The sequence below is a fragment of the Sinorhizobium sp. P24N7 genome (genome assembly GCF_042436655.1).
Taxonomy (GTDB): domain Bacteria; phylum Pseudomonadota; class Alphaproteobacteria; order Rhizobiales; family Rhizobiaceae; genus Sinorhizobium; species Sinorhizobium meliloti_A.
Genome location: NZ_JBHMIW010000004.1, coordinates 307,542 through 319,480, shown reverse-complemented (window position 1 = coordinate 319,480; position 11,939 = coordinate 307,542). Strand labels below are relative to the sequence as shown.

General features: G+C 63.6%; 10 protein-coding genes. 4 read left to right on the top strand and 6 right to left on the bottom strand.

The features are described from left to right. Nucleotides 1-95: 95 nt before the first annotated feature. Nucleotides 96-1,178, top strand: coding sequence for a hypothetical protein (locus ACFHWW_RS08950; protein WP_379938006.1), 1,083 nt, complete (start codon nt 96-98; stop codon nt 1,176-1,178). A gap of 71 nt (nt 1,179-1,249) precedes the next feature. On the opposite strand, the gene ACFHWW_RS08945 is transcribed toward ACFHWW_RS08950, so the two are convergent. Together ACFHWW_RS08945 and ACFHWW_RS08940 are read right to left on the bottom strand one after the other, a co-directional pair. Further along, the gene (locus ACFHWW_RS08945) at nt 1,250-2,077 is read right to left on the bottom strand and encodes a TrmH family RNA methyltransferase (RefSeq protein WP_379938005.1); all 828 of its coding nucleotides are present in this window, start codon (nt 2,075-2,077) and stop codon (nt 1,250-1,252) included. A 4-nt stretch (nt 2,078-2,081) separates the two neighbouring features. After that, complete coding sequence (locus ACFHWW_RS08940) at nt 2,082-2,465, bottom strand: hypothetical protein (RefSeq protein WP_018096861.1); 384 nt, start codon at nt 2,463-2,465, stop codon at nt 2,082-2,084. A gap of 29 nt (nt 2,466-2,494) precedes the next feature. On the opposite strand from ACFHWW_RS08940, the gene ACFHWW_RS08935 reads away from it, so the two are divergent. Then, the gene (locus ACFHWW_RS08935) at nt 2,495-3,526 is read left to right on the top strand and encodes an RluA family pseudouridine synthase (protein ID WP_324762288.1); all 1,032 of its coding nucleotides are present in this window, start codon (nt 2,495-2,497) and stop codon (nt 3,524-3,526) included. 197 nt (nt 3,527-3,723) lie between these two features. Continuing rightward, a complete protein-coding gene (gene rpoH / locus ACFHWW_RS08930) occupies nt 3,724-4,629 on the top strand; it encodes an RNA polymerase sigma factor RpoH (protein WP_003527567.1) in 906 nt (301 codons plus the stop codon). Nucleotides 4,630-4,673: 44 nt separating this feature from the next. On the opposite strand, the gene ACFHWW_RS08925 is transcribed toward rpoH, so the two are convergent. From ACFHWW_RS08925 to ACFHWW_RS08915, 3 genes are all read right to left on the bottom strand, one after another. Continuing rightward, a complete protein-coding gene (locus tag ACFHWW_RS08925; protein ID WP_275597387.1) occupies nt 4,674-4,808 on the bottom strand; it encodes a hypothetical protein in 135 nt (44 codons plus the stop codon). A 672-nt stretch (nt 4,809-5,480) separates the two neighbouring features. Beyond that, nucleotides 5,481-7,763, bottom strand: a complete 2,283-nt coding sequence (locus ACFHWW_RS08920) for a hypothetical protein (protein WP_379938004.1) — start codon at nt 7,761-7,763, stop codon at nt 5,481-5,483. A gap of 63 nt (nt 7,764-7,826) precedes the next feature. Further along, nucleotides 7,827-9,125, bottom strand: coding sequence for an adenylosuccinate synthase (locus ACFHWW_RS08915; RefSeq protein ID WP_275597386.1), 1,299 nt, complete (start codon nt 9,123-9,125; stop codon nt 7,827-7,829). 204 nt (nt 9,126-9,329) lie between these two features. On the opposite strand from ACFHWW_RS08915, the gene ACFHWW_RS08910 reads away from it, so the two are divergent. Continuing rightward, entirely contained in the window at nt 9,330-10,220 is an 891-nt protein-coding gene (locus tag ACFHWW_RS08910; RefSeq protein ID WP_100672991.1) for a DMT family transporter, read from the top strand. A gap of 67 nt (nt 10,221-10,287) precedes the next feature. Here ACFHWW_RS08910 and serA read toward each other — a convergent pair whose 3' ends face one another. Continuing rightward, on the bottom strand, nt 10,288-11,883 hold the full coding sequence (serA, locus tag ACFHWW_RS08905; protein ID WP_100672990.1) for a phosphoglycerate dehydrogenase: 1,596 nt from the start codon (nt 11,881-11,883) through the stop codon (nt 10,288-10,290). Nucleotides 11,884-11,939: the final 56 nt, after the last annotated feature.

Here is an 11,939-nt window from a genome sequence, read left to right as displayed (position 1 = left end):
GCGGTAATTGTTGCAGCATTTCCCGCATCATGCTTACTGCATGAACGCGAATGACTGCCTGCTGCAGACCCGGTCCACACTGAAACGGCCAGCACGTGATTGAATATGCGCTCCTCTTTGCCCTGGGCTTCCTGACGGCGGTCGTCATCGGCCTTCTCGTCGCCCCTGCCATCCAAAGGCGCATCGTGCGCTTTGCGGAGGACAGGCTGAAGGCAACGATGCCTCTGAGCCCGCAGGAAGTGCGCGCGCAAAGGGATGCGGCGCGCGCGACCTATGCCGTCGAAAACGCCAAGACGCTTCAGGCGCTGCGCCGCGAGCGCGACAAGGCTGTCGCGCTGATGGTGCAGCATGAAAGAACCCTGAGAGACACGCGCCATCTGGTGAGCGAAAACACCGAACTTCAAGCGCAGCTGGCGGATATGAACGTCGAGGCGGCCGCCATGCGCTCTACCATCCGTCGGCTGGAACAACGCCTGGAAAGCATGGAGGCGGCTGCCAAAAGCTCGGCACGAGAGAACGGCGCGCATTCCGAGACCGTCCGCGCGCTGCAGAGCCGGATCGACAAGCAGAGCGCGGACCTCGATGGCCTCAAGATAGACCTTGCGGCGCGCGATACCGAAATCGAGCACCTGAAGAGCCGGATGCGAGCGATCCACGACGAGCGCGAGACCTTACGCGCCAACCTGGAGGCGGAAACCGCCCGCGCCGGGGAAATGGAGCAGCGCCTCACCCAGGACGAGACACGCATGCATCAACTCGAAAACCGGCTCGCCCGCGAAACGGCGGCCAACGCCGATCGCGAGAGTGCCCTCGAACAACGCGCGGCAGAGATCGCCCATTTGAGGTCGCAGGTCAAAACGCGCGGTGCGAAGCGTTCGAAGCATGCGGACGAGCACGACGCCGCGACGGATGGCCTCGACACGACTGCGCTTTCCGACGATCTCAGAAACCGGGCGACAGCGCTTTCCGAACGCCTTGTCGGCTCCAAATCGGCTGCTCACGATGAGGCGCTCCGCCAGGAGATGGCCGAAATCGCAGCAGGCATGGTCACCCTGACGGCGACGCGCGAGGGCAACACCTCGCCCATCCACGGCCTTCTTGCCGGCGAAGATGCCGAACGGCGGGCAGGCCGAAGGAGCCTGGCGCAGCGGGTGAAGGAGATGCTGGAGCCCGAATGAGATCAGGCCGGGATGCCGGCGGCATGCCCCTTGTATCCGCACCGATCGTGCCGAAACGCTCGCCGTTCCGCTCAAACCCTGCCGTTGATGCTTGCAACCTGATGAAGCGCGATGCCCGCCGCCATCGCCACGTTGAGGCTGTCCAGGCCGGGCCGTTGCCGGATGCGGGCCGTGCGAATTTCCGAAAGTATCGCTTCGGGCAGCCCCTCGCCCTCGGTGCCGACCAGCAATGCGGTGCGCGGCGCCGGCGGGATCGCGGTGATGTCGGCGGTGCCGCGCGGGGACAGACCCCAGAGGACGAAACCTGCCGTCTGAAGACGTTCGATCAGCTCCGCCGCTGTACCCTCGCGCGCGAAGGGCAGCGTCAGCACCGACCCCACGGATACGCGGATTGCCTTGCGGTACATCGGATCGCAACTCATCGAGTCCATCAGCACCGCATCGACCCCGAAGGCCGCAGCGTTGCGAAAGAGCGACCCCATATTGTCGTGGTTCGATATGCCGCAGGCGGCGAGCACGAGGCTCGACTGCGGTAATCCTGCAATCAGCGCATCGCGGCCGGGCGCAGCATCGCGCCGGCCGAGCGCCAGCACGCCGCGATGCATGTTGAACCCGGCGATCGCGTCGAAGACGCGGCCGGCCGCCACATAAACCGGAACGTCCGGCGGAAACTGCGCGAGCAGGTCCGCGATACCGGCCACCCGGCTCTCGAGGAGCAGGATCGCCTCGGCTGCGATGCCGCGCCTTTCGCGATGCGCGGCCGCAAGCATCCTGAGCACGACGGTCCCCTCGGCGATGAAGCGGCCCTGCCGTCCCGTCAGATCGCGCTCCTTGATCGACAGGAACCCGGCTATGCGCGGGTCCGCCGGATCGTCGATGCGAAGGAGAGGATCAGTCATATCGTCAATTGGTCCTGACAGTGACGTCGGCGACGATGCGGCCGGCCCTGATGTCGAAAACGATCGCACGCGGCTCCGCACCGGGCAGGCTGCCGTAGAAGACGAGCTGCGAGCCGGAAAGCGCCACATTGCTCACCGAGAAGCCGGCCGGCAGCGCCGCAATGGCGCTCACCGGCGCATCGCCGGGCACGCTCAAGGCCGGCTGCGCCGCCTCGGCCCTTCCGTCCGTGCGGGTCAGCTTGTAGACAATGGCTCCGAGGACGGCCATAAGCATCACCAGCATCACGCCGGCCGAGACGAGTTGCAGGCGCACCATCTTGCGACGGACGTTCTCCATCGCTGGATCAAGCGGCTTGTCTTCCTGTTCTTCAGGCTCGATTGCGGTCATGGTCGGCTTTCTATCGGAATTGGAACGGAATGAACGATCCCTTTAAACAAGCGCCCGGCAATAGGAAAGTCCTGACGGCAGGCGATGACGCGGCCGGGCGCCTCGACGCCTTCCTGACGGAAGCGCTTGCGGGCGAGTTTTCCCGCAATCGCATCAAGGGCCTGATCGAACAAGGAGCCGTCTCGATCAACGGCGCGACCGTCACCGAACCGAAGCGAAAGGTTCACCCCGGCGACTCGTTCCGGATTGCCCTGCCCGAGCCGGAGGATCCCGAACCCAAGGGTGAGGCGATCCCGCTCGACGTGCTTTACGAGGATGCCGACCTGATCGTACTGGTCAAGCCGGCCGGCCTGGTCGTGCATCCCGGCGCCGGCAATTGGACGGGAACCCTCGTCAACGCGCTCATCCACCATTGCGGCGACAGCCTTTCCGGCATCGGCGGCGTCAAGCGCCCCGGTATCGTGCATCGCCTCGACAAGGACACGAGCGGCGTCATGGTGGTCGCGAAGAACGATGCCGCACACCGCCACCTTTCGGATCAGTTCGCCGACCACGGCCGCAGCGGGCCGCTCGAGCGCGCCTATCGCGCCGTAGTCTGGGGCCGGCCGCGCCAATTGAAAGGCAAGATCGACGCGCCGCTGGGGCGGGCCGGCGACCGGACGAAACGGGCCGTCAAACGCGAAGACAGCGACGATGCACGCGAGGCGATCACGCATTACGAGGTGATCGAGCGCTATCACGAGAAACCGGACGGCACCTCTCTCGCCTCCACCGTCGAGTGCCATCTGGAGACCGGGCGTACCCACCAGATCCGCGTGCACATGGCCCATATCGGTCATCCGCTGATCGGCGATCCGGATTACGGCGCGGCCTTCCGCACCAAGGCCAATCTGCTGCCGGAACCGGCGAGAGCCGCCGTCAACCGCTTTCCACGACAGGCCCTGCACGCCTTCATGCTGCAGTTCGAACACCCCGCAACCGGCGAGACCATGCATTTCGAAACGCCTGTGCCGGCGGATATTCAGGAATTGATCGCGGCGCTGCGGGTCGGAGCCCCTTGAATTTGCGTGTGAAGATTCCAATCTTATAGGCGTTTCAACCCGCCGATTTCTTTCTCCAGTTTCACGACAGCGTGAAACTGGATTCCTTGAATCATGCTTTCGCCGCACTTATCTATTAGCCTCGTGGGGTCTTGGATGAAGACCCACAGGCCCGGCCTGCCGTCCCGGAGGCCGGCGACGCACAAAGGGGGTGCTTCATGGCCCGCAATACCTTGCCGACCATCGCTGCTGGAGAGGGCGGTCTCAACCGCTATCTCGACGAAATTCGCAAATTTCCCATGCTCGAGCCGCAGGAAGAGTACATGCTCGCCAAGCGGTACCAGGAGCATGACGACCGCAAGGCCGCGCACAAGCTCGTAACGAGCCATCTTCGCCTCGTTGCCAAGATCGCGATGGGTTATCGCGGCTACGGTCTGCCGATCGGCGAAGTCATTTCCGAAGGCAATGTCGGCCTGATGCAGGCGGTCAAGAAGTTCGAGCCGGATCGCGGCTTCCGCCTCGCGACCTACGCCATGTGGTGGATCAAGGCTGCCATCCAGGAATACATTCTGCGTTCGTGGTCCCTGGTCAAAATGGGCACGACGGCCAACCAGAAGCGCCTGTTCTTCAACCTGAGACGGCTGAAAGGCCGCATTCAGGCTCTCGATGAAGGCGATCTCAAGCCGGAACAGGTGAAGGAGATCGCCACGACCCTGAAGGTCAGTGAGGAAGAGGTCGTCTCGATGAACCGTCGCCTTTCTGGCGACGCTTCGCTCAATGCGCCGATCAAGGCGAGCGAAGGCGATTCCGGCCAGTGGCAGGATTGGCTGGTGGACGATCACGACAATCAGGAACAAATCCTGATCGAACAGGACGAGCTCGAGAGCCGCCGCGCACTGCTGGCCAATGCCATGAAGGTTCTGAACGACCGTGAGCGCCGGATTTTCGAGGCCCGCCGCCTCACCGAGGAGCCGATAACGCTGGAGGATCTCTCGACCGAGTTCGACATCAGCCGCGAGCGCGTGCGGCAGATCGAGGTTCGGGCCTTCGAAAAGGTGCAGGAGGCCGTGCGCAAGGCCGCGCTGGAACGAGCCAGTGCGCTGCGCGTGGTTGAAGGCGCTTAAAGGCCCACGCATTCACCCCCACAACGAAAGTCCCGGCGGGAGATCTAGCCGGGATTTTTCATGTCTTCATGTGTTCTGACACTGCGCACTTCCGGATGGGCGGCGGCCGCGAGATGGATAATGGCGTTGAAGCTCTGGTGGGTTTTGTCGGCACGGATGGCGATGCGCTGGAATTCCATGAGTACCGACCGAGCAGCAGCTCAAGTGCTACAGCGACCTTTGCGCGTCTCGTAAGACGCGCGGCGCTGTAGGAAAGTTTTCGGAGGACTGCGACGTCTCCTCCCCTCATCCCTGCTCTCGTCACAGGGATCCAGCAGCGCCGCGTCTGCGGCGCGGGAAGCGTTCTTTCAGCCCAAGGACTTGGTCTGGCTGGATTCCTGTGACAAGCACAGGAATGAGGGACCGGGATGAGCGGTTGCTACAACCCTCACTTGCGAATATGCGAGGGAATGGTCAACCCGTCACGCAACGAAAAGTTACGTCTTTTTGAGACGCGCCGAGGGACCGCACCCTCTCGACCCTCATCCCTGTGCTCGTCACAGGGATCCAGCAGCGCCGCGTCTGCGGCGCGGGAAGCGTTCTTTCAGCCCAAGGACTTGGTCTGACTGGATTCCTGTGACAAGCACAGGAATGAGGGACCAGGATGTACGGCTCCTACATTCTCGCATCAAAGCGAAGCGGGACGCTGTACCCGGGCCTGGCCCGCGACCTTCCGCGCCGCCTCACCATCTTCACGGTTTATGAAGCGCGCCAAGGAACCGCACCCTCTCATCCTCATCGCGGTGCTCGTCACAGGGACGAGGCGATCAAACAAGCGGCGGCGGGTGGCCTGGATCTCAACAGGCCTCAGACTATTGCCCGCTGGAAGCTGTGCTGCCGGGACTTCCCCAAGCCTGCAAAGCCTTGTTGAAGGCGTCCGCTCCGCCCTGCCCTTTCTCCAGGGTGAGGAGAGCGCGGCGGCCGTTGCGGTAGGTGATCGGGATATCGATCCAGCTGCGGCTGCGCAGAAGTTCGGTGTTGTTGCTGACCGCTTCGGCAAAATCGTTGAGTGCGATCATGTGGAAGTCGTCGGTGATCTTCGCCGGGACGGCGATCAGCGGATCGCCGCGGTCCTGCTCGGTTCGCTTCATCGAGACGCGCTGGACGCCGTCTATGGCGCCGCCCTCGAAGCTCTCGGGCAGCGAAAACACGAATTCGATCACGTGGCTTGCCGGCAAGGACGGATCGGCATTGCGCTTGATGGTCATCAGAGCCGTGAGGCCACGATCGGGAACCGTGATCTGCGCCTGGATGGCGGGCTCGGGCTTGGCGTCGCCGCCTGGCGACTCCTCCTTGATCGACCAGGCAACGGTGCCGGGAATCGCGGTCGGCGAGGACTGGCCGAGCCTCTCTTCATAGAGGAACATCTTCTCGCCATCGGCGACGGAAACCTCGGGCTGCGCTGCTGCCTCGCTGGCGGTCTGGCCGGGCACCGGCGAGGCCGTCTGATCCGCTGCCGCCTGTTGCACGCCGGCATTGGCGTTCGGCGGCTCTACCGCATGCGTCCGTGCAGCGACGGATTTGCCTTCCTGAGAAGCGGCCGTCTCGGTCGCGACGGCAGGTCCCTCGTCCCTTTCCGTTCCATCGGCAAGCAGCCGCTGGGTGAACTTGGTGGAAGCAGCATCGGAAAGCGCCGTATTTTCCTTGGTGCCGGACTGTTCGGCCGGTTGGTTCGCCGGCTCGGCCTCGCCACCGGGTGTCGCCGGTGCCGGCGTCTCGGCGGGATCGCTCGGCATGATCTTCGCGACCATGCCCGTGAGCCAGGCATTGCCCGCCTCTCTGTTCTGCCAGTAGGCGTAGCCGCCGGCGCCGAGGAGAAGCACGACCGCCCCGCCGATCGCCAGGCGTTTGATGCTGAACCGGCTGGGCTTGGGCGTGGCGCGATAGGACGCGGGGCGAGCGGGAACCGCAGGCGGCGCGGCAAGGCTGCTGTCTTTGTCCTTGTTGCTCGCCGAACCATTCGCCGTCCGGCCGTCGTCCTCAAAACCGAGCAGATCGTCGACATGATCCCAGGCAGTGCCGGCACGCTCTTCCTGGTTCGCGGCGGCCGGAGCCTTCTCGACGGGCCACGACCATTCGGAAATTTCCGGCTCGTCGGCCGGCCGGTCCTTCTTGCCTTCGGTACCTTGGGCGAAGGGATCGCTGTCGTCGAATGACCAGGAGCGCGCTGCATCCGCCTCGCCGCTATGCTGTTCCGTTTCGGCCTTTTCCGGCTCGACCGGATGTATCCCCAGCCGCTCGGGCTCGGCCGGCGACGTCTCGTCCTGCCTATGGTCTTCCGGCTCGACCGGGACCTCGCTCGGCCGTGGCGAGGGGGTGGTATCCTCCCATTCGGGCAAAGCCCACTCGGATGGTCCCCGCCTGTCCGGCACATCATCGGCCTGGACCTCCACCGGCGTCGCCTCGTCCGGTGCCGGCTCGGCCGGATATAATTCGACCTCAGCCTCATCGCGGCTGACATCCTGCGGATCGGGCTCGGCGGCCGTCACGTCTTGGGCAGGATGTTCCTGCTGCGCATCGGCTTCGGCGGCCGGTTGCTGTTCCTCGGCCGGCTCATCCCGTTGCGGAACGGCGGCGGCAGCGTCGGCCGGCTCCTCTTCGTGAAGCGGTGCCTCGTCGCGCATGTCGACCGTGGGGGCCTCGGCAACCGGTGCGGGCGGCTCCTCATCGGGGGCCGATTGCACAAGATCTTCGGGCTCTTCGGGGGCGGCGTCCGAAGCAGGCTCTTCGACCGGCGTTGGGGCGGTCTGCTCCGTTTCGACGGATGCGGCCGGCAGTGCCTCGGGCTCCGCCTCCTGCGTTACCGGTGTGGCGGCCTCGTCGCCCGGCGGTGCTTCGAGCGTATCCGGCTCGAGAGCTTCGGTTTCCTCGACCGGCGGCAGGGCTTCGGCGTGCTCGCTTTCAACCTCGGAGATTGCCTGTTCCAGCTTGTTGAGCTGGCGGTTGATCATGTCGTCCGACGGCCGGGGGTTCATGCTCTCGAGCTGGCGGCGCACGGCACCGCGCGCCTTCTCGTAGACCCTGCCTCGCATTTCCAGTGTGTTTTCCGACAGGCCGTCGACCGTCCTGCGAATAACTGCAACAAAATCCGCCATCAGTACTTTCTCAATTTCCAGACCCGCGGCAATTGCCGCGTCGCCGCTTTCCTTGCGCCGACACTAGTCCTCAAAAGGGTCCGTCACAAGTATCGTGTCGTCCCGTTCCGGGCTGGTCGAAAGTAGCGCGACCGGCGCGCCGATCAGTTCCTCGACCTGGCGAACATACTTGATCGCCTGCGCCGGAAGATCGGCCCAAGTGCGGGCGCCCACCGTCGATTCTTTCCATCCCTCGAGCGTGATATAGACCGGCTTTGCCGAAGCTTGCTGTGCCTGACTTGCGGGAAGATGGTCGATCTGCTGTCCATCCAGAGTATAGCCGACGCAAATCTTCAACTCGTCCAGCCCGTCGAGCACGTCGAGCTTGGTGAGCGCTATGCCCGTGATGCCGTTAGCGGCCACCGACTGGCGCACCAGCGCAGCATCGAACCAGCCGCAACGGCGCTTGCGCCCCGTCACCGTCCCGAATTCATGGCCGCGCTCTCCCAGGAAGCGGCCGATCTCATCGTCGAGTTCGGTCGGGAACGGCCCTTCGCCGACCCGCGTCGTGTAGGCCTTGGTGATGCCGAGGATATAGCCGAGCGCGCCGGGGCCCATGCCCGAGCCGGCGGCGGCCTGACCGGCGACCGTATTTGACGAGGTCACGAAGGGATAGGTGCCGTGATCGATATCGAGCAGCGTGCCCTGCGCGCCTTCGAAGAGAATCCGTGCGCCCTTGCGACGCTGCCGGTCCAGCAGCAGCCAGATCGTGTCCATGAACGGCAGCACGCGCTCGGCAACCGACGACAACTCGTCCATGATCGCCTGATGGCTGATTTCGGCCTCGCCGAGGCCGCGGCGCAACGCGTTGTGATGCGTCAGCAGCCGATCGACCTTTGCCGGCAGCGTGTCGAGATCGGCAAGATCCATGACGCGGATCGCGCGGCGGCCGACCTTGTCCTCGTAGGCCGGACCGATGCCGCGGCGGGTCGTGCCGATCTTCGTGCCGCTGTTTGAAGCCGCGTCTTCGCGTATGCCGTCGAGCTCGCGGTGCAACGAGAGAATGAGCGTGGCATTGTCGGCGATGCGCAGGTTCTCGGGCGTGACCTTGACGCCCTGGGCCGCAAGCTTGTCAATCTCGGCGAGCAATGCATGAGGGTCGATCACCACGCCATTGCCGATGACGGCGAGCTTGCCGGGGCGGACGACACCCGAAGGCAGCAGCGACAGCTTGTAGCTGACGCCGTCGATCACCAGCGTGTGGCCGGCATTGTGGCCGCCCTGGAAGCGCACCACGATGTCGGCGCGTTCCGAGAGCCAATCCACGATCTTGCCTTTGCCTTCGTCGCCCCACTGGGATCCGACCACCACGACATTCGTCATAATTCTCTTCCTGTTTACACGCGCATGCGGACGTTGCGCTGTTCTCAAACCCGCGCATCTATACTGTGTTGTCTTTCGGAAAGCGACCCCGTTATGAGCGGTGGCCAGCCCTTTTTGAATGACAAACCGCGGATCTAACGCCTATATCTCGAACTCTCGTGCCATTCCGGCAATCCTCCTCCACCCCACACGGACCGTATCATCGTGAACGCCAGGGCCTATTTCTATCTCGGTATTACCGCGCTCTTTTGGGGCGGCAATTCAGTGGCGGGCAAGATGGCCGTCGGGCACGTCAGCCCGATGATGCTGACGACCCTGCGCTGGTTGCTCGCGCTTGCGGTCATCCTGGCCCTGATGACGCCGCAGATCCGCCGTGACTGGCAAAAGATCCGCCAGCACTGGCTGCAGCTGCTTGCCTATGGCGCCGTCGGCTTCACCATGTTCAATGCGTTCCTGTATTCCGCGGTGCAATACACCAGCGCCATCAATGCCGTCATCCTTCAGGCCGGCATTCCGATGCTGATCTTCATCTTCAATTTCGCGCTTTTCAAGATGAAGGCGTCGCTCGCCCAGGTCATCGGCTTTACCGTGACGTTAATCGGCGTGCTCATTACCGCCGCCCATGGCGATCTCGCCAGCCTCATGCGCCTGAGCTTCAATTTCGGCGACGCGCTGATGATCCTCGCCTGCATCGTCTATGCCGCATATACGGTTGCGCTGCGGTGGAAACCGGCAATGCATTGGCAGAGCTTCATAGCCGCCCCGGCCTTCGGGGCGCTGCTGAGCGCCATACCGCTCCTCTTGTGGGAGATCGGGAAAGGTACGGCAATCATGCCGGATGCGACCGGCTGGGCGATTGTGATCTATGCGGCGATCTTCCCCTCGCTGATGTCGCAGGTTCTCTATGTTCGCGGCGTCGAGATGATCGGCGCCAATCGTGCCGGCCTGTTCATCAACGCCATTCCCGTGTTCGGGACCCTTCTCTCCGTCCTTCTGGTCGGCGAGATATTCCACCCGTTTCATCTCGCGGCTTTGGCACTCGTCCTCGGCGGCATCGCCATTGCCGAACGCGGCCGGCCGAAGCTGCCGCGGTGACATAATGGTAAAGCCCCTCCCCTGCGGACGCCTGCGGGAAGGGGCAATTTGAAAGCCCGAGTGCGGCTCAGTCGATATTGAACACCAGCGGCTTTGCCTGGCGGATCGCTTCGTTCGCCCGCAGCTTGTCGAGCACGGTCTCCGAAACCGGGCCATCGACGTAAAGCAGCGCGATCGCATCGCCGCCCTGCTTCTCACGGCCGAGCTGGAAATTGGCGATGTTGACGCCCGCGTCGCCGAGGGTCGATCCGATGAAGCCGATCATGCCGGGGACGTCGGTGTTGGTTATGTAGACCATGTGATTGCCGACATCCGCATCGAGATTGATGCCCTTGATCTGGATGAAGCGCGGCTTGCCGTCGGAGAAGACGGTCCCTGCGACGGAGCGGGTCTGGTTCGCCGTCTTGACAGTCAGCTTGATGTAGCCGTCGAAGACACCGGTCTTGTCGCGCTTGACCTCGGAAAGGATCACACCCTTTTCCTTGACCATGACCGGCGCCGAAACCATGTTGACGTCGGCCACCTGCGGGCGGATCAGGCCGGCGAGCGCCGCGCTCGTCAGCGCCTTGGTGTTCATCGCCGCGGTCGAGCCGTCGTAGAGAATCTCGATCTCCTTGATCGCGCTTTCGGTGACCTGTCCGACAAAGGCACCGAGAACGTCCGCGAGCCGGATGAAGGGCTTCAGGATCGGCGCCTCTTCCGCCGTGATCGACGGCATGTTGATGGCGTTCGTGACCGCACCCTTGACGAGATATTCCGACATCTGCTCGGCGACCTGCAGAGCGACGTTCTCCTGCGCCTCGGTCGTCGATGCGCCGAGATGCGGCGTGCAGACGACGTTCGGCAGGCCGAAGAGCGGGCTCTCCGTGGCGGGCTCGACCTCGAAGACGTCGAAGCCTGCGCCGGCGACGTGGCCGGACTTGAGGGCCTCGGCAAGCGCCCTTTCATCGACGAGACCGCCGCGGGCGCAGTTGATGATACGCACGCCCGGCTTGGTCTTCGCAATCGCCTCCGCGTTCAGGATGTTGCGGGTCTTGTCCGTCAGCGGCACGTGCAGGCTGATGAAGTCTGCCTGGGCGAGGAGTTCGTCGAGCTCGACCTTGACGACGCCCATTTCCTCTGCCCGCTCCTTCGACAGGAACGGATCATAGGCGATGACGTGCATCTTGAGACCGATCGCGCGGGCGCAGACGATCGAGCCGATATTGCCGGCGCCGATGACCCCGAGCACCTTGCCGGTGATCTCGACGCCCATGAACTTCGACTTCTCCCACTTGCCGGCCTGGGTCGAGCCGTCGGCGGCGGGAAGCTGCCTTGCAACGGCGAACATCAACGCGATCGCATGCTCGGCGGTGGTGATCGAGTTGCCGAAGGGCGTGTTCATGACGATGATGCCGCGGCGCGAAGCGGCGGGAATGTCGACATTGTCGACGCCGATGCCGGCGCGGCCGACGACCTTGAGATTGGTCGCGGCGGCGATCAGCTTTTCGGTCACCTTGGTGGCGGAGCGGATGGCAAGGCCGTCGTAATTGCCGATGATCTCGGCAAGCTTCTCCTTGTCCTTGCCAAGCTTCGGCTGGAAATCCACTTCCACGCCATGGTCGCGGAATATCTGGACAGCGGTTTCCGACAGTTCATCGGATACGAGAACGCGAGGTGCCATGAAGGCCTCCTTGAAAAACAGGTCTGAACCATTGGGGATTAGGCTTCGCCCTCAGG